At 72.5% G+C, this 21,383-nt stretch carries 19 protein-coding genes; 16 read left to right on the top strand and 3 right to left on the bottom strand.

Translation table 11 applies throughout. The features are described 5' to 3' along the window. Positions 1–14 precede the first annotated feature (14 nt). The gene (locus tag BLW78_RS24435) at positions 15–695 is read left to right on the top strand and encodes a DUF4142 domain-containing protein (RefSeq protein WP_091682655.1); all 681 of its coding nucleotides are present in this window, start codon (positions 15–17) and stop codon (positions 693–695) included. Between the two features lie 699 nt (positions 696–1,394). Further along, positions 1,395–1,616 carry a DUF6894 family protein gene (locus tag BLW78_RS24425; RefSeq protein WP_056527261.1) on the top strand — a complete coding sequence of 74 codons (222 nt, stop codon included), beginning with the start codon at positions 1,395–1,397 and terminating at the stop codon, positions 1,614–1,616. A gap of 253 nt (positions 1,617–1,869) precedes the next feature. Here the strand turns inward: BLW78_RS24425 and BLW78_RS24420 are convergent, their stop codons facing one another. Together BLW78_RS24420 and BLW78_RS24415 are read right to left on the bottom strand one after the other, a co-directional pair. Beyond that, the gene (locus BLW78_RS24420; protein WP_056527258.1) at positions 1,870–2,733 is read right to left on the bottom strand and encodes an SMP-30/gluconolactonase/LRE family protein; all 864 of its coding nucleotides are present in this window, start codon (positions 2,731–2,733) and stop codon (positions 1,870–1,872) included. Positions 2,734–2,759: 26 nt separating this feature from the next. Next, positions 2,760–4,085: a sugar MFS transporter gene (locus BLW78_RS24415; protein WP_091682611.1), complete on the bottom strand. Its 1,326-nt coding sequence runs from the start codon at positions 4,083–4,085 to the stop codon at positions 2,760–2,762. A 161-nt stretch (positions 4,086–4,246) separates the two neighbouring features. Here BLW78_RS24415 and BLW78_RS24410 point away from each other — a divergent pair, with 161 nt between their 5' ends. Both BLW78_RS24410 and BLW78_RS24405 read left to right on the top strand, forming a co-directional pair. Beyond that, positions 4,247–5,410 carry an aldose epimerase family protein gene (locus BLW78_RS24410; RefSeq protein WP_056527252.1) on the top strand — a complete coding sequence of 388 codons (1,164 nt, stop codon included), beginning with the start codon at positions 4,247–4,249 and terminating at the stop codon, positions 5,408–5,410. Continuing rightward, positions 5,407–7,206, top strand: coding sequence for an IlvD/Edd family dehydratase (locus BLW78_RS24405; protein WP_091682610.1), 1,800 nt, complete (start codon positions 5,407–5,409; stop codon positions 7,204–7,206). Before BLW78_RS24410 ends, BLW78_RS24405 begins: the two co-directional genes overlap by 4 nt. A 57-nt stretch (positions 7,207–7,263) precedes the next feature. Here BLW78_RS24405 and BLW78_RS24400 read toward each other — a convergent pair whose 3' ends face one another. Further along, on the bottom strand, positions 7,264–7,977 hold the full coding sequence (locus BLW78_RS24400) for a FadR/GntR family transcriptional regulator (RefSeq protein ID WP_244491948.1): 714 nt from the start codon (positions 7,975–7,977) through the stop codon (positions 7,264–7,266). A gap of 468 nt (positions 7,978–8,445) precedes the next feature. Here BLW78_RS24400 and araD1 point away from each other — a divergent pair, with 468 nt between their 5' ends. The 12 genes from araD1 to ssuD all read left to right on the top strand — a co-directional run bounded on the left by araD1 (position 8,446) and on the right by ssuD (position 21,303). Beyond that, the gene (gene araD1, locus BLW78_RS24390; RefSeq protein ID WP_056527246.1) at positions 8,446–9,369 is read left to right on the top strand and encodes an AraD1 family protein; all 924 of its coding nucleotides are present in this window, start codon (positions 8,446–8,448) and stop codon (positions 9,367–9,369) included. Position 9,370: 1 nt separating this feature from the next. Continuing rightward, positions 9,371–10,297 (top strand): Gfo/Idh/MocA family protein, encoded by a 927-nt coding sequence (locus BLW78_RS24385; protein WP_091682608.1) that lies wholly within the window; start codon positions 9,371–9,373, stop codon positions 10,295–10,297. 72 nt (positions 10,298–10,369) lie between these two features. Next, positions 10,370–11,932: a carbohydrate porin gene (locus tag BLW78_RS24380; protein ID WP_082557876.1), complete on the top strand. Its 1,563-nt coding sequence runs from the start codon at positions 10,370–10,372 to the stop codon at positions 11,930–11,932. A gap of 278 nt (positions 11,933–12,210) precedes the next feature. Beyond that, positions 12,211–13,719, top strand: coding sequence for an ATPase domain-containing protein (locus tag BLW78_RS24375; protein ID WP_091682606.1), 1,509 nt, complete (start codon positions 12,211–12,213; stop codon positions 13,717–13,719). Beyond that, positions 13,706–14,746, top strand: coding sequence for a sensor histidine kinase (locus BLW78_RS24370; RefSeq protein ID WP_091682604.1), 1,041 nt, complete (start codon positions 13,706–13,708; stop codon positions 14,744–14,746). Before BLW78_RS24375 ends, BLW78_RS24370 begins: the two co-directional genes overlap by 14 nt. Positions 14,747–14,909: 163 nt before the next feature. Beyond that, positions 14,910–15,251, top strand: coding sequence for a hypothetical protein (locus BLW78_RS24365; RefSeq protein WP_244527043.1), 342 nt, complete (start codon positions 14,910–14,912; stop codon positions 15,249–15,251). 457 nt (positions 15,252–15,708) lie between these two features. Next, positions 15,709–16,281, top strand: a complete 573-nt coding sequence (gene msuE / locus BLW78_RS24360; protein ID WP_091682601.1) for an FMN reductase — start codon at positions 15,709–15,711, stop codon at positions 16,279–16,281. Between the two features lie 8 nt (positions 16,282–16,289). Beyond that, positions 16,290–17,273 carry an aliphatic sulfonate ABC transporter substrate-binding protein gene (locus tag BLW78_RS24355; protein WP_091682599.1) on the top strand — a complete coding sequence of 328 codons (984 nt, stop codon included), beginning with the start codon at positions 16,290–16,292 and terminating at the stop codon, positions 17,271–17,273. 17 nt (positions 17,274–17,290) lie between these two features. After that, positions 17,291–18,340, top strand: coding sequence for a sulfonate ABC transporter substrate-binding protein (locus BLW78_RS24350; RefSeq protein WP_091682598.1), 1,050 nt, complete (start codon positions 17,291–17,293; stop codon positions 18,338–18,340). Next, a complete protein-coding gene (gene ssuC / locus BLW78_RS24345; protein ID WP_056527222.1) occupies positions 18,340–19,122 on the top strand; it encodes an aliphatic sulfonate ABC transporter permease SsuC in 783 nt (260 codons plus the stop codon). The genes BLW78_RS24350 and ssuC overlap by 1 nt, the downstream gene beginning before the upstream one ends. Next, positions 19,122–20,009 carry an ABC transporter ATP-binding protein gene (locus BLW78_RS24340; protein WP_020094783.1) on the top strand — a complete coding sequence of 296 codons (888 nt, stop codon included), beginning with the start codon at positions 19,122–19,124 and terminating at the stop codon, positions 20,007–20,009. Before ssuC ends, BLW78_RS24340 begins: the two co-directional genes overlap by 1 nt. Before the next feature lie 118 nt (positions 20,010–20,127). Beyond that, positions 20,128–21,303 carry an FMNH2-dependent alkanesulfonate monooxygenase gene (ssuD, locus tag BLW78_RS24335; RefSeq protein WP_020094784.1) on the top strand — a complete coding sequence of 392 codons (1,176 nt, stop codon included), beginning with the start codon at positions 20,128–20,130 and terminating at the stop codon, positions 21,301–21,303. Positions 21,304–21,383 lie beyond the last annotated feature (80 nt).

Genomic DNA, 21,383 nt, shown 5'->3' with positions numbered 1-21,383 from the left:
TGATGCACCGTCGCATGCACAGACGCGCTCTCCTCACCACGATGCTGGGCGCCACCGCGGCCCTGGCGGTCACCCGCACAGCCCTCGCGCAGGTCACGCCGGCCGGCGCGATTCCGACCGGCGCCTATCTCCAGATGGCCACCGGCGGCGGCCTGTTCCTGGAGAACACGGCCCGCGACGCTCACGCGAAGACCACCAATCCCGCCGTCAAGAAGTTCGCCCGCGCGGAGGTGGTCGAACAGGTGAACCTCGCCCGCAAGATCAGCGCCTACACGGGCGGCGCCCCGATCCCGGGCCCGGCCGCGGCGGGCCCGGGTGGCCTGATCGGCGGCCTCGTCGCGGCGCCGGTGGCGGTGGCCGGCACGGCCGTGAATGCGGCGGGCAGCGTCGCCGGCGGTGTCGTCGGCGGCGTGCTCGGCGGACCGGCTCCGGCCCAGGGCATGACCACCGACGCGCAGAAGGCGCAGATCCTGGCGCAGCTCAGCGCCATGCCGCCGGGGCCGCAATACGACGCCACCTTCGTGAACGCCTCGCTCCAGGGCCATCAGGAGGCGCTGGGCATCCACGGCGCCTACGCCCGGTCGGGCGAGGATCCCGGCCTGCGCGCGATCGCCCGCGGCGCCCTGCCGCTGATCAACCTGCACATCGCCCGGCTCGATCGGATGCAGGCGATGATGGGCGCTCAGCCGGGGTAAGCGGCCGGACGACGGGGTTGGTGCGCCGCGCGGCGCACCGGCCTCCTCGCGGTTGTCTCGCAGTTGTCTCGCAATTGTCCCACCGGCCTCGAACAGGACCCCGTCAGCCGGCCCGATCGCGCAGGCGCCGCACCAATCTGAGCAGCACGCCGCGGATATGGGATCGAAGCTGGGTGTTCTCTGCCATGGGACGCCGTTCGAAGCGCCGGATCGCGGCGCCTCGAGAAACACATCCCTTGGACGGACCGTTGCTACGTAAAAAGCGGGATCGTTGCCGCGGCCGAGCCGCAGAACCACCCTCCAAGGACGTAGCCCGTGGCCCGGATCGACGGCGCCCCGCGGCCCGTATGATGGGACCGGATCGTCGACAGCACGCTCCTGATGTGCGCGCGCAGCTTGTCCTTGCGGAGCGCGGCCGTCTCGGCGCACGGGTCTGGCGGGTTGGCGGAGGTCGACATGTCACGGGGCCCCGGCTCAGGCGCGCCACCGCTCCGGGCCGTCGGACGACGGCGGGGGGACGCTGGGGATTCTTGTACTTGATAACGTGAGCGGAATCTCGGGCGGACGGCGCAGATCCGAGCAAACTCCATGTTTTAGATGCATTAAGGTTTATCCGACCGAAGACCTTTCCCAGTCGTGTATCGCACTACGTTGAGATATCCGGACGATCGCCGCGGGGCTGCAGCAGGGGGGAGGTCGGTGTCCGAGCGCTTCTACTTCGACCTCGAGAGCGGCGAGGAGACGATCCGGGACGACGACGGCGTGGAGGTCGGCAGCCTGGCCGAGGCCATGGCCGAGGCGCGCAGCGTGATCGCCGAGATGGCCGACGAGGTCTGCGCCGCCGATCCCGACCGGTCCTGGAGCTTGGTCGTGCGCGACGCCGCCGGGTACGCCCGCCACCGGCTGCCGATCCGGCGGTAGCGCCCGACAAGAAGCCCGCCGCGGCCTGGCCGGGCGGGCTTGAAGGTGATCTCGTCTCGGAGAAGGCCCGACCGTAGACCCGCCACAGGGCGACCGCATCCCCCATCCGGAGGACGCCGACGCACGATCCCGCGACCGCCTGCCCGCGACTGCCGACCGGCGACCGCCCGCTGCGGCAGCTCGGACGCCGGAGGACCCGCCCCGCTGGAGGAAAGATCTGCGCAGGGGACTCACGTCCTCGGCGCCGGGTCGGTCAGCCCGCGAAGGCGCGGGGCGGCAGGCCGGCGACGCCGACGTCGAGCTCGAACAGCGCGCCGGCCTCCGGCACGTGCTCCGCCCCCCGCGCAGCCGAGGTGACGAACAGCCGGTCGAGGCCGGGACCCGCGAAGGCGCAGCTCGTGATGTTGGGGGCGGGCAGGGGGATCGCGCGCAGCAGGCGCCCCGCGGGATCGAAGCGGCTGAGCCGGCCGCCGCCCCAGTGGGCGATCCACAGGCAGCCCTCTTCGTCCGTGGTCATGCCGTCGGGCCAGCCCCAATCGTCGGGGAAGCGGAGGAAGGGCTGCTTGCCCGTCAGCGCCCCGTCGGCGGCGAGGTCGAAGGCGTAGACCGTCCGGGCGGCGCTGTCGCTGTGATAGAGGATCCGGCCGTCGCGGCTGAAGGTCGGCCCGTTGGCGACGCCGTAGCTGGTATCCATCCGCCGCCACGTCAGGTCCGGGTCGAGCCGGTGCAGGGCGCCCGACACCGCGGTCTCGGCCTGGTGCATGCTCCCGGCCCAGATCCGGCCGGCGAGATCGACCTTGGCGTCGTTCAGGCGGTTGTCGGGATCGTCGGGCTCGGGGTCGCCGATCGGCGCGAGGCGGTCGGCCTCCAGGTCGTAGGTCGCGAAGCCGCTCTTCAGCCCGACGACGAAGTCGCGCCGGCCCGCGCGGGGGATGATCCAGCCGAGCGGTTCCGGGAACGGGCGCGTGCCCACGGCGCCGTCGGCGAGGTCCAGCCAGTTCAGGGCCGGCGCCTCGATATCGACCCAGAACAGCACGCCCCGCTCCGGAACCCAGACCGGGCCCTCGCCGAGCCGGTCGCGCCGGGGCCGGTCGAGGATGCGGATCCGCAGGTCCATGGCGGGCTCCCCGATCTGGCCGACGCTCAGGCGCCGGCCGGCCGCGCTGCGGCGCCGGTCCGGCAGCCCCAGAGCGCGTAGAACAGGACGTAGAGCTCGCAGGCGGCGGTGATCAGGAAGGAGTGCTGCAGCCCGTACCGGTCCGCCGCCCAGCCCTGCACCACCACCAGCGACCCGCCCGCGATCGCCATGATCAGCAGCCCGGCGCCCTCCTCGGTGAGCGGACCGAGGCCGCGGATGCCCAGGGTGAAGATCGTCGGGAACATGATCGCGTGGAACAGGCCGACCGAGATCAGCGCCCACAGGGCGAGGTGGCCGGTCGCGAAGGTCGCCACCAGCATCACCGCGCAGGCGCCGATCGCCGCGCCGGCCAGCACGGTCTCGGCCGGGCGCCGCTGCATCAGGTAGCTGCCGACGAAGCGGCCGACCATCATGCCGCCCCAGAGCAGGAACAGGTAGCGCGAGGCCTGGGCGTGGGTCAGGTCCCCGATCTCGGGCTGCGACACGAAGTTGATGAACAGGTTCGACACCCCGATCTCGGCGATCAGGTAGATGAAGATCGCCGGCACGCCGAGCACGAGGTTGCGGTGGCGCCAGAGCGACAGGCCGGCGCGCTCGGCCCTGGCGGCCCGGGCGGTGATGCCGCCGGAACCGCTGATGGCGGGCAGCGGGAAGCGGGCGATGACCGCGGCGAGGACGACGAGCACCACCGCCACGATCAGGTAGGGCAGCTGCACCGACTGCGCGTCGGCCAGGCGCTCGGCGGGGGTCAGGGTGGCCCCGGCGGCGGCGTTGCCCGAGGCCGAGCGGCCGAGGATCAGGTAGCCGCCGAACAGCGGCGCCAGGGTCGTCCCGAGGGAGTTGAACGCCTGCACGAGGTTGAGCCGCGCCGGGGCGCTCTCGGCCGGGCCGACCACCGCCACGTAGGGGTTCGCGGCGACCTGCAGGAGGGTGATGCCGCTGGCGATCACGAACAGGGCCGTGAGCGTGATCGCGTAGGAGACCCGGTGGGCGGCCAGGATCATCCCGAGCGTGCCCAGCGCCATGATGCCCAGTCCCGTCACCAGGGCGCGCTGGTAGCCGACGCGCTCGATCAGCTTGGCCGCCGGGATCGAGGCGACGAAGTAGGCGATGAACCAGACGGACTCGATCAGCGTGGTCTGCGTGTAGTCGAGGTCGAACACGCTGCGCAGGTGCGGCAGCAGCGTGTTGTTGATGACCGTGATGAAGCCCCACATGAAGAACAGGCTCGCCAGCAGCGACAGGGCCGGGCGGTAGCCGCCCCGGTCGCGCGCGGCCTCCGCCCCCGTCCGGGGCGCCGCGGTCCCCGCGGTCGCGATCGGTCCTGCCATCCGGCGTTGTCTTCTGCCTCTCGGGCCGCCTTGTCGGGGTCCCGTGTTGTTCCTTTTATTTGTCTGAGTATATATCGGGCTCGCGGACGTCAACCGCGAGTCCCGTCGCGGTCCGGCGCACGACCGGCGCGGCGGGCGGAATCACGAAGGGGGAGAGCGCGATGCGTGGAGTGGGATCCCTGGCGCTGTGCGCCTGTGCGGCCCTGCCGGGCCTGACGCCGGAACCGGCCCGGGCGGCCGAGCCGACCCGGGCGGTGTTCGGCACGCTGCCGGACGGCCGGACGGTGGAGGAGGTGACGCTGACGAACGGCAAGGGCGTCACGGCGCGGATCCTGTCGTGGGGGGCGCTCCTGCGGAGCCTCGACGTGCCGGACCGCTCCGGCAAGGCCGCAGACGTCGTGCTCGGCTACAACGACCTCGCCTCCTACCTGGCCAAGGGCAACTATTTCGGCGCGAGCGTCGGGCGCTACGCCAACCGCATCCGCGCCGGGCGCTTCACCCTCGACGGCCGGACCTACACGCTGGCCACCAACGACGGCCCGAACGCCCTGCACGGCGGCGCGTCCGGCTTCGACAAGCGGCTCTGGACGATCACCGCGGTCAAGGGCGGCGCGGCCCCCTCGGTCACCCTGCGCTACGTCAGCCCGGACGGCGAGGAGGGCTATCCCGGCACGCTGACGGCGACCGCCACCTACGCGCTGGACGAAACGAACACGCTCACGGTCACCTACGAGGCGACGACCGACAAGCCGACGATCGTCAACCTGACCAACCACAGCTTCTTCAACCTCGCGGGCGAGGGCTCGGGCCGCTCGATCCTCGACCAGATTCTGACCATCCCGGCGGAGCGCTTCACGCCGGTCGACGCCACCCTGATCCCGACCGGGGCGCACCTGCCGGTGGCCGGCACGCCCTTCGACTTCCGCGAGCCCGCGGTGATCGGCGCGCGGATCCGCGACGGGCGGGACGCGCAGATCGTGCGCGGGCGCGGCTACGACCACAACTGGGTCGTGACCAACGCGCCCACGGCCGAGCCGCACCCCGTGGCGCGGGTCGAGGATCCGGGATCGGGCCGCATCCTCGACGTGGCGAGCAACCAGCCAGGCCTCCAGTTCTACGCCGGCAACTTCCTCAACGGGACCGCGGTCGGTAAGTCCGGCCTCGCCTACCGCCAGTCGGACGCCCTGGCGCTGGAGCCGGAGCTCTTCCCCGACACGCCGAACCAGCCGGCCTTCGGCTCGGCCCGGCTCGATCCCGGCAAGACCTACCGGAACGTGATCACCTACCGCTTCTCGACCAGCCCCGCCCACCGGACCCAGAAATGACCGACCGACCGATTGCACGGCCCCTGCGCTCGCGCGCGTGGTTCAACAACCCCGACAATATCGACATGACGGCGCTCTACCTGGAGCGCTACCTGAACTTCGGCCTCAGCCTGGAGGAGCTGCGCTCGGGCAAACCGATCATCGGCATCGCCCAGACCGGCTCGGACCTGTCCCCGTGCAATCGCCACCACCTCGTCCTCGCGGAGCGGATCCGCGAGGGCATCCGCGAGGCGGGCGGGATCGTCCTGGAGTTTCCCGTCCACCCGATCCAGGAGACCGGCAAGCGGCCGACCGCGGGCCTCGATCGCAACCTCGCCTATCTCGGGCTCGTGGAGCTGCTCTACGGCTACCCCCTCGACGGGGTCGTGCTGACCACGGGCTGCGACAAGACCACCCCAGCCTGCCTGATGGCGGCCGCCACCGTGAACATCCCGGCCATCGCCCTGTCGGTGGGGCCGATGCTCAACGGCTGGTTCAAGGGCCAGCGCACCGGATCCGGCACGATCGTCTGGAAGGCCCGCGAGATGCTGGCGGCCGGCGAGATCGACCACGACGGCTTCATCAAGCTGGTGACCTCGTCGGCGCCCTCGACCGGCTTCTGCAACACGATGGGCACCGCCACCACGATGAACACGCTGGCCGAGGCGCTCGGCATGATGCTGCCCGGCTCGGCCGCGATCCCGGCGCCCTACCGCGACCGGCAGGAGGCCGCCTACCTGACAGGCAAGCGCGTCGTCGCCATGGTGGCCGAGGACCTGAAGCCCTCCGACATCCTGACCCGCGACGCCTTCCTCAACGCCATCGCGGTCAATTCCGCGATCGGCGGCTCGACCAACGCGCCGATCCACCTCGCGGCGATCGCCCGCCACATGGGGGTCGCGCTCGACATCGCGGACTGGCAGACCCACGGCCTCGACGTGCCGCTCCTCGTCAACCTGCAGCCGGCGGGCGCCTATCTCGGCGAGGATTACTACCGCGCCGGCAGCTTGCCCGCGGTGGTGGCGCAGCTCATGCGCCGCGGCCTGATCCGCGAGGGCGCCCTCACCGTGAACGGGCGCACCCTCGGCGACAATTGCCGCGGCGCCGCGATCGAGGACGAGGACGTGATCCGGCCGATCGACCGGCCGCTCAAGGAGGCGGCGGGCTTCCTGGTTCTGCGCGGCAACCTGTTCGACGCCGCGGTGATGAAGACCAGCGTCATCGGCGCGGAGTTCCGCAGCCGCTACCTGTCGAACCCGGAGGATCCGGACGCCTTCGAGGGTCCCGTCGTGGTGTTCGACGGGCCGGAGGATTACCACGCCCGGATCGACGACCCGAGCCTCGGCATCACCGAGGAGACCCTGCTGGTCATGCGCGGGGCCGGGCCCGTGGGCTATCCGGGGGCGGCCGAGGTGGTGAACATGCGCCCGCCCGCGCAGCTGATCCGGGCCGGCGTGCACGCGCTGCCCTGCCTCGGCGACGGGCGCCAGTCCGGCACCTCCGGCTCGCCGTCGATCCTCAACGCCTCGCCCGAGGCGGCGGCCGGCGGCGGCCTCGCCCTCCTGCGCACCGGCGACCGGGTGCGGATCGACCTGCGCCGCGGCACCGCCGACATGCTGGTCGACGCCGACGAGATCGCGCGGCGGCGCGCGGCCCTGGAGGCGGCGGGCGGCTACGCCTATCCGGCCTCGCAGACCCCCTGGCAGGCGATGCAGCGCGCCGCGGTGGGGCAGATGCACACCGGGGCCATCCTGGAGGGCGCCGAGGCGTTCCAGCGCATCGCGCAGACGCGGGGCGTGCCGCGCGACAACCACTGAGGCCACTCGGGCCACTCGGGCAATGTCCGGGCCGGCGGCGCCCCGCCGCCGGCACCGTCAGGGCCGCATCGCCAGCTCAGTGTCGGCGAGGGCGAGGCGGACCAGCTCGGTCATCGTCGCGCGGGCGGCGTCCGGGTCGCCCGCCACGATCGCGTCGTAGAGGGCGCGGTGATCCGGCATCGGGTCCCGGGGCAGGCCCTGGCGGCGGTGCTTGAAGATCGTCGTCCACGTGACCGCGGCGGCGATGGAGCTCGACAGGGCGATCAGCGCGCCGTTGCGGGCCGCTTCCAGGATCGTGTTGTGGAAGGCCTGGTCGGCGGCCCGCCCGGCCTCGGTGGCGAGGCCGTGGCGGCCCATCTCCTCCAGGGCGTGCCCCATCCGGGCGATGTCGAGGCCGGAGCGCCGCTCGGCCGCGAGCGCGGCCGCGGCCGGCTCGACGATCATCCGCAGCTCGAACAGGTCGCGGATGAAGGACTCGCTCGGCTCCGACTCGAAGGCCCAGGCGAGGATGTCGGGATCGAGCAGGTTCCAGCGGCTGCGCTGGCTGACGCGGGTGCCGGTGCGCGGGCGGCTCTCGACGAGCCCTTTCGCGCTCAGGATGCGGATCGCCTCGCGATAGGCGGTGCGCGAGACGTTCAATTTCTCAGAGAATTCGATCTCGCCGGGCAGCACGTCCCCGGGCGCGTAGCGGCCGCCGAGGATCGCCGCGCCCAGATCGCGGGCGACCGAGCCGTGGATGCGGCGCGACCCCGAGGCGAGGGGCAGCGTCACGTTCTCCGAGCTCCGCTCCTGCCTCACCGCATCCACCTCCGGTCCGGGCCACCGGGTCGGGGCAGGAACGGCGTGATCGTATCCTGAAGTTGTAGGAGCGCAAAGAGGAACGCCCGCCGCACCGAAGTCGCGGCCGCGCTTGCGGCCGGAGGCGAACTGCTCTAGCCTAATTGTATGAGTAGTGAATCGACAGGATTCGCAACGGTCCGCGGAAGCGTCCGGGTCGGCGCGGGGGTCGCCCCCGCGATGGTGCAGGGCGGTCCGTTCCCGGCGACCTCGGGCGGCCGCAACGGCGCGGTCGGGCCGCTGGCGACCGAGCGGTTCCCGCGCCCGGCCCGCCACCGGGACTTGGCGCGCCGGATCGACGGCGCTCGCGCCCCGCAACCCGGCCGCTGACAGGCCGCCGCGCGACCCTCGACGGCAGCGCGTTCAGGACGCCCCGAAGCGGGCATCCCCGGGAGGACACAGATGGGACGATCACTCCTACAATTCCGCGCGGCCGACGGGCAGCGGGCCGTCGCGCTGCTCGCCGACGGCCGGGCGCGGCGGGTGCTCGGCGTCGACAGCGTGCTCGCCCTGGCGCACAGGGCCCTCGCGGCGGGGGACGATCTGACCGCGACGGCGGAGCGCGCGGGGCTCGGCGCGCCCGTCGATCTCGACGCGGTCCGGCTCCTGCCGCCCATCGACCACGCCGATCCCGCGCACCTGATGCTGAGCGGCACCGGCCTGACGCATCTCGGCTCCGCCGAGGGCCGCGACGCGATGCACCGCGCGGCCGCGACAGACCCGGCGCCGACCGATTCGATGCGCATGTTCCGGATGGGCGTCGAGGGCGGGAAGCCGGCGCCGGGCGAGACCGGCGCGCAGCCCGAGTGGTTCTACAAGGGCGACGGCGGCGAGGAGCCGGAGATCGCCGGGATCTACCTGATCGACGCCGACGGAACGCCGGTGCGCCTCGGCTTCGCCCTGGCGAACGAGTTCTCCGACCACGTGACCGAGCGCGGCAACTACCTGTGGCTCGCCCATTCCAAGCTCCGCCCGGCCGCCCTCGGCCCGGAGCTGTGGCTCGGGGCCCTGCCGCCGGACGTGCGCGGCACGAGCCGCATCCTGCGCGACGGAGCTGTGCTCTGGGAGAAGCCGTTCCTGTCCGGGGAGGCCAACATGTCCCACAGCATCGCCAATCTGGAGCTGCACCACTTCAAGTACGCGCCGTTCCGGCGCCCCGGCGACGTGCACGTCCACTTCTTTGGGACCGCGACCCTGTCGTTCAGCGACGGCGTCGCGACGCGGCCGGGCGACGTGTTCGAGATCGCGGCGGCGCCGTTCACGCTGCCCCTGCGCAACCCGCTGGCGATCGCGCCGGCGGACGCGCCGTCCGTGCGGGTGCTCTGACATGGCGGCCCCGATCCGCATCGGCCTCGTGGGCGTCGGCAAGATCGCCCGCGACCAGCACCTGCCGGCCATCGCCGCCTCGCCGGACTACGCGCTCGTGGCGGTGGCGAGCCGGCACGGCGGCCTCGACGGGGTGCCGAGCTACGGCAGCCTGGAGGCGATGCTGGCGGCGCACGGCGACCTCGACGCCGTCGCCCTGTGCCAGCCGCCGCAGGCGCGGTGCGCGGCGGCCCTGGCGGCGATCGCGGCCGGACGCCACGTCTTCCTCGAGAAGCCCCCGGGCGCGACGCTGGCCGAGGTCGGGCTCCTGGTCGCGGCCGCGCGGGACCGGGGCGTGAGCCTGTTCGCGAGCTGGCACTCCCGCTGCGCGCCGGGGGTGGAGCCCGCCCGCCGGTGGCTGTCGGGCCGCAGGATCCGGTCGGTGGCGATCGCCTGGCTGGAGGATGTCCGGCACTGGCACCCCGGCCAGGACTGGATCTGGGACGCGGGCGGGATGGGCGTGTTCGATCCGGGGATCAACGCCCTGTCGATCGCCACCCACATCCTGCCGCCGTTCTTCCTCACCGGCGCGACCCTGTCGGTGCCGGAGAACCGGCAGGCGCCGATCGCCGCCGACCTGCACTTCGCGGACGCCGCCGGCACCCCGATCCGCGCCCGGTTCGACTGGCGCCAGACCGGGCCGCAGACCTGGGACATCCGCGTCGAGACCGACGACGGCCCCCTGGTCCTGTCGCGGGGCGGGGCCGCCCTGTCGATCGCCGGCCGCGACCAGCCGCTCCCGTCCGAGGCGGAGTACCGCGGCCTCTACGACCGCTTCGCCGCCCTGGTCCGCTCCGGCACCAGCGACGTCGACCTGAATCCGCTGATCCACGCCGCCGACGCCTTCATGCGCGGCGAGCGCCGCGCGGTGGAGGCCTTCACGGACTGACCGGGAGGCCCCCCTGCGGGACACGAACGCGACAGAGCCAGGCAAGGCCGCGCGGTTAAGGGGGAGTCACACATGGGAAAGCATCGGGGAAAGCATCGGGGCAAGCATCGGGCAAAGCATTGGCGATGGGCCGCACTGGCGTTCTGCGCCGCGTCGATCACGGCGGGCGCGGGCCCGGCGGTCGCGCAGGTCGAGGCGACGGCACCGGACGGGGGACCGGCCCCGGTGAATCCGAGACCGAAGGCGAGCCCGGCGCAGAAGGCCCGGTACCGGGCGAACCGCGCCCGGCGGCGGGTCATCCGGGAGGCGCGGAGCTTCTCGGGCGCCAGCAGCGCCGCCGCCAGCCTCGACGTGCAGGGCAGCAGCGCGACGCCGCCCAGCCTGCCGCCGGGCACCCTCGATCTCGGCAACGGGATCAGTATGGTCCTGAACTACACGGGCGAGTTCGCCGCCAACCCGTCCGGCGGCATCCGGCAGGGATCGGCCTATGCGGGCCAGATCGCGTTCGGCCTCGACGCCGATCTCGGCCGCCTCGCCGGCATCGACGGCGGCTCGGTCCACACGATCGTTACCCAGCGCCACGGCCGGAGCTTGGCGCAGGATGACATCGGCTTCAACGGCAGCGTGCAGGAGATCTACGGCGGCGGCCAGACCGCCCACCTGACGCTGCTGTCCTACGAGCAGAAGCTGTTCGACAACCGCCTCGACATCGAGGTCGGCCGCCTGCTCGCCAACCCCAACTTCCTGGCCTCGCCACTCTACTGCAACTTCCAGAACAACGCGACCTGCGGCGCGCCCAAGTCCATCTTCAAGCTGACGAACTTCACCTACTGGCCGATCGCGACCTGGGGCGGCCATGCCAAGGCCTGGGTCACCGACAGGGTGTTCCTGCACGCCGGCATCTACGAGGTGAACCCGCGCGACCAGCTGCCGACCCGGAACGGCGTCGACTGGTCGACCAGCGGCGCCACCGGATACCTGGTGCCGGTGGAGGTCGGCTACTCGACCAATTTCGGCAACGACCCGCTGCCGCGCAACTACAGCATCGGCGCCGTGTTCGACCGGTCGGACTACACGGATCCCGTGCTCGACCGGCGGGGCGCCGCCCAGGTCTTCAGCGGCCTCGATCCGCTGACCCGGTTCGGCCGGTCGGCGGTCTACGCCCGCTTCGACCAGATGGTCTGGCGGCCGGATCCGAACGGCGTCCAGGGCCTGTCGGTGTTCGGCGTCGCGATCGGCGGGACCGGCGGACGGCAGACCCAGGATTACTTCCTGGAGGGCGGCGCCGTGCTGACCGGCACCTTCCCGGGCCGGCCCTACGACACCCTCGGCTTCGTCTTCGCCATGGAGAAGCTCTCCCCCGTGGGCACGGCCAACATCCGGGCGGCGCGCGCGTCGCTGGGGCTCGGCACCCGGACCGTCGAGTCCCTGCAGACCATCCTCGAGCTGAGTTACGGCATCCAGCTCACCCCGGCCGTGCGGCTGATGCCGAACCTGCAATACGTGATCGACCCGGACCAGACCCGCTTCCCGTTCCGCCCGAAGCCGATCCCGGACGCCTTCGTGATCGGCGCGAAGCTGTCGGTGGACCTGTTCACCCTGGCCGGACTCGCGAAGGGCCCGGGCAGCCAGTGACGCCCTGACCGCCCCGGCGCCCGCTCCCGGCGGGCGCCGGGCCTTCCGACCTGACCGGGGGAGGGACCGTCCCGCGGCCGCAGAGCCCGCGCTCGCCGGGTCCCGGATCGTCTCGCCGAGGCCGACGTCCGCGCCGCGCGCCCGTCGGGCAGGCGCGCGGTGCCGGCCGCGCGGCGGCGTTTCGCGCTGCGCGCGGCTTCGTGTACGAGACCGGGCTCCGCGGCCCGTCGCGCGGTTGACGGGCCGCCCGCCCGTGGGACGACGGCAGAGACCTCGACATGGCAGTGACCGATCACGACGCGGCACCGGTCTCCACCGGGGTGACCGGCCTCGACCACATCCTGGCCGGCGGCTACGCGTCCCAGCGCTCGCACCTCATCGAGGGGCGGCCCGGATCCGGCAAGACGACGCTGGCGATGCAGTTCCTCCTCGACGGCGTGCGCCGGGGCGAGCGCTGCCTGTACATCACGCTCTCGGAGAGCCGGCGCGAGCTCCTGAACGTCGCGGAGCGCCACGGCTGGTCCGTCGACGGCATCGAGATCTGCGAGCTCGTCGCGCCGGAACTCAGCCTCGACCCCGGGCAGCAGCAGAGCCTCGTCCACTCGTCCGACCTCGAGCTCGGCGAGACCGTCCGGATGGCGATCGCCGAGATCGAGCGGCTCAAGCCGCAGCGCGTGGTGTTCGACAGCCTCTCGGAGATCCGGCTGCTCTCACAGGGATCGCTGCGCTACCGCAGGCAGGTCCACGCCCTGCGCAGCTTCCTGCTCATCCAGAACACCACGGCGCTGCTCCTCGACGATCTCACCGCCGAGACGGACGACCTGAACCTGCACAGCCTCAGCCACGCCGTGATCCGGCTGGAGCAGCTCGCGCCCCTGTACGGCGGCGAGCGGCGGCGCCTGCGCGTGATCAAGATGCGCGGCACGCCGTTCCGGGGCGGTTTCCACGACTACGTCATCCGGCGCGGCGGGCTCACGGTGTTCCCGCGCCTCGTCGCGGCCGAGCATCTCGGCACCTTCCCCGACGACCAGTGCGGCACGGGCAGCCCCGAACTGGACCAGCTGCTCGGCGGCGGCCTCGACCGGGGCACCAGCACGATGCTGATCGGACCGTCCGGCGTCGGCAAGTCGACGGTGGCGCTCACCTGCGTCACCGCGGCGATCGCCCGCGGCGAGCGCGCGCTGATCCTCAGCTTCGACGAGACCACCGGCGTCCTCAGTCGCCGGGCCCGCGGTCTCGCCATGCCGGTCGACGACGCGATCGCCGCCGGATCGCTCATCGTCGAGCAGATCGACCCGGCCGAGGTCTCGCCCGGCGAACTCGCCGACATCGTCCAGAACGCGGTCGAGCACCGGGGCGTGACGACGGTCGTGATCGACTCCCTGACCGGCTATCACAACGCCATGCCGGAGGAGAATTACCTGCTCCTGCAGATGCACGAGATGCTGACCTACCTGAACCAGCAGGGCGTGCTCTCGCTCCTCGTCCTGGCCCAGCACGGCATGATCGGGGCGATGGGCGCGACTGTCGACCTCACCTACCTCAGCGACACGATCCTGCTGTTCCGCACCTTCGAGGCCGACGGGCGGCTGCGGCGCGCGATCTCGGTCGTGAAGAAGCGGACTGGCAGCCACGAGGACACGATCCGCGAATTGCGGATCGACTCCGGCGGGATCCGCGTTGGCGAACCGCTCAGCGCGTTCCGAGGTATCATGACCGGCGTTCCGACATTCGAGGGTGAGCGGTCGTCGCTCCTGCCAACCCGCGCGGCTGATGACCGAGGCTGAACTGCCGGTTCTCATCTTCGCGCCGGGTGGCCGCGACGCCGCCGTCGCCGCAGCGATCCTCGGCGAGGCGCGGATCGCGGCACAGGTGTGCGCCAGCCTCGCGGACGTGGTCTCCCGGCTCGACGCGGCCGCCTGCGCGGTCCTCACCGAGGAGGCGCTGCTGTCCTCGAACCGCCAGGCCCTGGCGGACTGGATCGCCGCGCAGCCGCCCTGGTCCGATTTCCCGTTCATCCTCCTGCGGCTGCGGGGCGCCGAGCCCAACGCGCAGCTGACCGACATGCTCGGCAATGTCAGCGTGCTGGAACGCCCGTTCCACCCGGCGACGCTGATCATGGCGGCCCGCTCCGCCCACCGCGCCAAGCGCCGGCAGCTCGAGGCGCGCGCCCATCTCGAGGAGCGCGAGCGCACGACCGAGCGGCAGGCGCTCTTGATCCGCGAGCTGCATCACCGGGTGAAGAACACGCTGGCCACTGTGCAGGCGCTGCTCGGGGCCTCGGCCCGGTCCGCGACCAGCGTCGACGCGTTCTATGCGTCGTTCTCGGCGCGGGTGATCTCGCTGGCCAAGACCCACAATCTCCTGACCGAGGATTACTGGCAGCAGGCGCCCCTGCGCGAGATGCTGATGAACGAGCTCGGGCCCTACAACGACGTCGAGGGCGCCCGCATCCAGCTGGACGGCCCCGCGATCGACCTGATGGGCGACCTCGCGGTCCCGACCGGCATGGCCATCCACGAGCTGACGACCAACGCGGCCAAGCACGGCGCCCTGTCGGTCCCGGAGGGCCGGATCGCGATCCGGTGGGATATCGAGCAGACGCCGGCCGCCCGCATGCTCCACCTCGACTGGACCGAGCGGGGCGGCCCGGCCACGGCGGCGCCGACGCGGAAGGGCTTCGGCTCGACGCTGCTGCAGCGCGTCCTGAAGGTCCAGTGCCAGGCGGAGATCGCCTTCGATTTCCAGCCGGCCGGGCTGCACTTCACCATGCGGGCGCCGCTGCCCGAGACGCGCGTCGTCCCGGCCTACTGAGGCCGTCCGGGTTCCGAACCCGGCGCCGCGCCTGTCGCGGGGTGTGCGCTTTCACACAGAAGTGTCTTGCCTTCTGCGGTCCTGATCGAACTTATCGCAGGTGCGAGATTTAGGATGTCGCAGCACAGCGATACGTCTTGCGATGAATAGATTTGCTCCTCTCGTGGCGGCCGCACTGGCCTGGGCCGTGTTCGGTACCTGGGCCGAAGCCCGTCGCTCGTCCTTGCAGAAGGACATTCCGGCACTCCGCCCGGGGATCGAGGCCGATCTGGCCGCGAGAAACTGTCCGGCCGTCCGGATCGACACGGAGCGTTTCCGTCAGTTCTCGCGCGAGAACCATCTGAACCACGCGGACTTCTTCACGAAGAAGCGCTCGGTCGCCCTGCAACACGACCTCGACGCGGAACTGGCACAGCTCCGGGAGCGTCCGGAGGAGGCCTGCGCGCAGATGTGGACCAAGTACGGCGACGACGGCACCGTGCAGCACCTCCTCGTCCGCAAGTAGGCACCGCCTGTCGATCCGGAGCCGCAGGGCGGGTCGACGACGACGACGCTGGCGACCGCGAGGGTGTCAGCGCGGGTGGCGTTCCGGTCGCGTCGGCCTCCCCCGCCACCCCGGATCCCGGGCCTGGCGATTCGGTTCCGAGTCCGCCCACGTATCGAGAACACGCTTCTCCCGCCGGGCGCGTTGAGAGAATAAAACCCCGTCTCTCGCGCCGATGAACCGCCGACACGCAAGATCTCGCGCCCATCCCGCGCGGCGGTCGAGATGAAAGTCCATATTGGACGCCCGATTTCGAGGAGAACGTTTTTCCTTCACCGGGCAATTGGGAACGCCGTTTCATTGACGGCGGAAGTCGCAGCCATCAATTCTAGCGGCCTGTTCGGATGTCCGGCCGCGCAACCTCCGCTCTTCGGAGACGGGGCGGTCCGTCATCCTGTCTCACAGCAAGGCATCCGGAATGACACGACCGAGACTTGTCGGGCTGAGCGCCAACGTGCAGCGGCCCTCGAAGACCCGCACGCTGGTGGACGCCGTGCTCCGCGAGGCCAGCGCCCAGGCTCCCCTCGACGCGGAGATCCTCGACTTCGTCGATGCCGGGACCGGCCTCGGCGCCGCCTGGACCCGCGACCAGCTCGCGCCGGCCGCGCGCGGCGTGCTCGCGGCCATCGAGGAGGCGGACGGGCTGGTCGTCGGCTCGCCGGTCTACAAGGGCGCCTATACCGGCCTGTTCAAGCACCTGTTCGACCTGGTCGATCCGGGGGCGCTCGCCGGGAAGCCCGTGGCGATCGTGGCCACGGGCGGCGGCGCGCGCCACGCCCTCGTGGTCGAGCACGCGTTCCGGCCGCTCTTCGGCTTCTTCGGGGCGCTCCAGATCCCGACCGCGGTCTACGCCTCCGATCCCGATTTCAGCGACGGCGCGCTGACGGAGGCCGGGGTGCGCGCCCGCGCCCGCGAGGCCGGCGGGCAGCTCGCCGCGCTGCTCGTGCACCGGGCGGCCGCGGCGCCGCTCACCCTCGCCGCCGCCGAGTGAGCCGGCCGATGCTCGACCGTCGCGCCCTGCTGGCCGCCCTCGCGGCCCTGCCCCTCGCGCCGGCCCTCGCGCCGGCCCTCGTCCCGGCCCTCGTCCCGGGCGCCCGGGCGGCCGAGCCCGGCGTGCTGCGGATCGGCTACCAGAAGAACGGCATCCTGGTCGTCGCCAAGCAGCAGAAGATCATCGAGAAGCGCCTGGAGCCCCTCGGATACGCGGTGCGCTGGGTCGAGTTCTCCTTCGGGCCGCCGCTGCTGGAGGCCCTGTCGCTGGACGGGATCGATCTCGGCCAGACCGGCGACGCCCCGCCGATCTTCGCCCAGGCCGCGCGCTCCAACCTCGTCTACGCGGCCGCCCAGGAGGCCGGCGGCTCCGGCGCCGGGATCCTGCTGCCGAAGGGCTCGGAGATCCGCAGCCTCGCCGAGCTCAAGGGCAAGCGCGTCGCCTTCGCCAAGGCGTCGAGCTCCCACAACCTGACCATCGCGGCGCTGGAGAAGGCCGGCCTGAGCTACGCCGACATCGAGCCGGTGACGCTGGCGCCCGCGGACGCCGCGGCCGCCTTCGCCCGGGGCAGCATCGACGCCTGGACGATCTGGGACCCGTACTTCGCCATCGCCGAGCAGGGGGAGGGCGTGCGCGTGCTGGTGCGCGCCACCGACGTCACCCCGCAGAACAACTTCTTCCTGGCGAGCCGGCCCTTCGCGGAGAGCCGGGCCCCGGTCCTCACCGCGGCGATCGACGCCCTGGGCGAGGTGGCGGCCTGGTGCACGCAGAATCGCGGCGCGGTGGCGGAACTCCTGTCGCAGGGCACCGGCGTGCCGCTGGCCGCGACGCGGCGGGCGGTGGACCGGACCGACTACGTGATCGGACCGATGACCGACCGCGTCGCCGCCGAGCAGCAGCGGGTCGCCGACCGCTTCCACGCCCTGAAGCTGATCCCGAAGCCGATCCGCATCGCCGACGCGGTCTGGACGCCCCCCGCCCGCAACGGCTGAGACGACCGCAGAGAGCCATGACCGACCGATCGCCCCGCGCGCTGTCCCTGTCATCCGCCGGCGCCCCCGCCCCGAACCGCCGCCTCCTCCTGTCCGCCGGCCTCGGCCTCGCGGCTGCCGCGCTGCTGCGGCCGGCCCGCGCGGCCGGCACCATCCGCATCGGCTACCAGAAATACGGGTCCCTCGTGCTGCTGAAGGCCCGCGGCACCCTGGAGAAGGCCCTCCAGCCCCTCGGCACCGCGGTGGCGTGGTCCGAGTTCCCGTCCGGCCCGCCGCTCCTGGAGGCGCTGAATGCCGGGGCGATCGATCTCGGCTCGGCCGGCGAGGCGCCGCCGATCTTCGCCCAGGCGGCGAGCCCGGAGCTGCGCTACGTGGCCGCCGAGCCGCCGGCGCCGCGGGGCGAGGCGATCCTCGTGCCCAAGGACAGCCCGATCCGCAGCGTCGCCGACCTGCGCGGCAAGACCGTCGCCCTCAACAAGGGATCGAACGTCCACTACCTGCTGGTGCGCGCCCTGGAGCAGGCGGGCGTCCCCTACGACGCGGTGACGCTCGCCTACCTCGCGCCGGCCGACGCCAACGCCGCGTTCGTGCGCGGCTCCGTCGATGCCTGGGTGATCTGGGACCCGTTCCAGGCCGCCGCCGAGCGCGCCACGGGCGCCCGGGTCCTGGTCGACGGGCGCGGGGTCGACGGGCACGCACTCGCCCCCAACCGCCAGTTCTACCTGTCCCGGCGCGGCTTCACCGACACCAGCCCCGCGATCGTCTCGGCCGTGCTGCAGGCGATCGGGGAGATCGACGCCTGGGCGGAGGGCCATGCCGACGCCGTGGCGGCGGAACTGGCGCCCTCGGTGGGCATCCCCGCGCCGGTTCTCGCCGTGGCGCTCGGCCGCCTGTCCTACGGCGTCGCGCCCCTCGACGCGGCCGCGATCGCCGACCAGCAGAGGGTCGCCGACAGCTTCCACCGTCTCGGGCTCCTGCCGAAGCCCGTCCGGGTCGCCGACGCGGTCTGGACGCCCCCCCGGCCCGCGGACGCCCTCAAGTCCGAGAAGCGGACGGAGAACCGCTGATGCGCCCCTCGAAGCTCGTTCGCCTGCGCGACTCCGCGGTGCCCTGGCTGCTGCCGGCCGCCATCCTGCTGGGCTGGCAGGCCGCGGTCTCGGCCGGCCTCGTCTCCAACCGTTTCATGCCGGCGCCCCTCGACGTGGTCCGGGCCGGCTGGGAGGCCGGGCGGACCGGGGAGCTCTGGACCAATCTCGGCGTCAGCACCCTGCGGGCGCTGGCGGGCTTCGTGATCGGCGGCGGCATCGGCTTCGGGCTCGGCCTCGCCAACGGCCTGTCGCGCCTGTCGGAGCGGCTCACCGACACCTCGGTGCAGATGGTGCGCAACGTGCCCCACCTGTCGCTGATCCCGCTGGTGATCCTGTGGTTCGGCATCGGCGAGGAGGCCAAGCTGTTCCTCGTGGCGCTCGGCGTGTTCTTCCCGATCTACGCCAACACCCTGCACGGCATCCGCTCGGTGGATCCGGGCCTCGTGGAGATGGGCCGGGTCTACGGCATGTCCCGCACCGAGCTGTTCACCCGCGTGGTGCTGCCCGGCGCCCTGCCGTCGATCTTCGTGGGCCTGCGCTACGCGCTGGGCATCATGTGGCTGACGCTGATCGTCGCCGAGACGATCTCGGCCTCGTCGGGGCTCGGCTACATGGCCATGCAGGCCCGGGAGTTCATGCTGGTCGACGTCGTCGTGCTGGCGATCCTGATCTACGCCGCCCTCGGCAAGTTCGCCGACGCCCTGACCCGCCAGCTCGAGCGCGCCTGCCTCGCCTGGAACCCCGCCTACAGGAGCGCCTGATGCTGCTCGACGCCGTCCGCCGCGAGGCGCTTCCCGACCCGGGCACGGATCCGCGCCCGGCGCCCGGCCCCGCCCCGGGGCACAGGCAAGCGGATCTGCCCGCGGATCTGCCCGCGGATTCGCCCCCCTCGCCGCCGGCCCGCGGGATCGCCGTCACCGTCCGCGACTTGGACAAGAGCTTCGACGGCACCGCCGTCATCGAGGGCCTGAACCTGTTCCTGCCGGCCGGCGGGTTCACCGCGGTGGTCGGCCGCTCCGGCTGCGGCAAGAGCACCCTGCTGCGCCTCATCCTCGGGCTCGACACGCCCACGGGCGGGCGGATCGACCTGGAGGGGCCGGAACGCTCCCCGCGCCGGTCCGAGCCGCCGAAGCGGATCATGTTCCAGGAGCCGCGGCTGCTGCCCTGGGCGCGGGTCGTCGACAACGTCGCGGTCGGCCTGTCGGGGCACGGCTCCCGGGCCGAGCGCCGGGAGCGGGCACTGGCGGCGCTCGCCGAGGTCGGCCTCGCCGACAAGGCCGGGCAGTGGCCCGCCACCCTGTCGGGCGGCCAGCGCCAGCGCGTGGCCCTGGCCCGGGCGCTGGTGAGCCGGCCGGGCCTGCTCGCCCTCGACGAGCCGCTGGGCGCCCTCGACGCCCTGACCCGGATCGGCATGCAGGACCTGATCGAGCGGATCTGGCGGGCGCAGGGGTTCACCGCGCTCCTCGTCACGCACGACGTCACCGAGGCCGTGGCGCTGGCCGACCGCATCCTCGTGGTCGAGGCCGGCCGGATCGCCCTCGACTTGCGGGTCGACGTGCCGCGGCCGCGCCGGCGCGGGGATCCGGACCTCGCCCGCCTCGAGGGCCGCATCCTCGATCACCTGCTCGGATCGCAGCCGACCGCCTGAACGCGGGGTCGCCGTTTCCCGGAAGCGGCGGCCCGCCCTAGCTCTCGACGATCACCGGACCCGCGCAGTCGGGTCCGGCTTTTCCGCATCCGGCCACCGGGCCGCACAGGAGATTCCGATGACAGCAGCCAATGACGGGCGCGCCGACGTCCTCTGGTTCCTGCCGACCCACGGCGACGGCCGCTATCTCGGCGCGCGGGAGGGGGCCCGGGACGTCTCGCTCAGCTATCTCCGGCAGATCGCGCAGGGGGCGGACGAGCTCGGCTATTACGGCGTGCTGCTGCCCACCGGACGCTCCTGCGAGGATTCCTGGATCGTCGCCTCGGCGCTGGCGCCGCTGACCAAGCAGCTGCGCTTCCTCGTGGCGGTGCGGCCGGGCCTGATGGAGCCCTCCGCGGCGGCCCGCATGACCGCGACCCTCGACCGGATCTCGGACGGGCGCCTCCTGATCAACGTCGTCACCGGCGGCGACCCGGTGGAACTCGCCGGCGACGGCGTGTTCCTGTCCCACGACGAACGCTACGCCGTCACCGACGAGTTCCTGACGATCTGGCGCGGCCTGCTCGCGGGCGAGACCGTGACCTTCCGGGGCGATCACCTGCGCACCGAGAACGGCCGGCTGATCTTCCCGCCGGTGCAGAAGCCCTACCCGCCGCTCTATTTCGGCGGCTCGTCGGCGGCCGGCATGGCGGTCGCGGCCGAGCATTGCGACGTCTACCTGACCTGGGGCGAGCCCCCGGCCCAGGTCGCCGAGAAGATCGCCGCCGCCCGGGAGGCCGCCGAGGCGAAGGGCAAGACCTTCTCGTACGGCATCCGCCTGCACGTCATCGCCCGCGAGACCGAAGCCGCGGCCTGGGAGGCCGCCGAGCAGCTGATCTCGAAGCTCGACGACGCCACCATCGCCAAGGCGCAGGAGACCCTGAAGCGGCAGGATTCCGTCGGCCAGAGCCGCATGATGGCGCTCCACGGCGGCAGCCGCGACAAGCTCGTGGTGGCGCCGAACCTCTGGGCCGGCGTCGGCCTCGTCCGCGGCGGCGCCGGGACGGCCCTGGTCGGCTCGGCCGACCAGGTCGCCGACCGGATGAAGGAGTACATCGATCTCGGGATCGACCGCTTCATCCTCTCGGGCTACCCGCACCTGGAGGAGGCCTACCGGTTCGCCGAGCTGGTCTTCCCGAAGCTGCCGCTGCGCGCCACGACCGGGCGGCCGGCCGGCAATGCCCGCAACGACGGCCCGTTCGGCGAGATCATCGCCAACGACCTCGTGCCGACCCGCCGCGTCAGCGCGCACTGACCGGCGGCCCCGCCGGCACGGGGCATGGCTGATCTGCGTTCGGGCAGCCCGGACGTCATGGTCATGCCATCCTTGGCGCC

The organism is Methylobacterium sp. 275MFSha3.1 (genome assembly GCF_900108435.1).
Lineage (GTDB): Bacteria > Pseudomonadota > Alphaproteobacteria > Rhizobiales > Beijerinckiaceae > Methylobacterium.
Note: the sequence above shows the minus strand (reverse complement) of the source record. Positions and strands in the feature narration are given on the sequence as shown.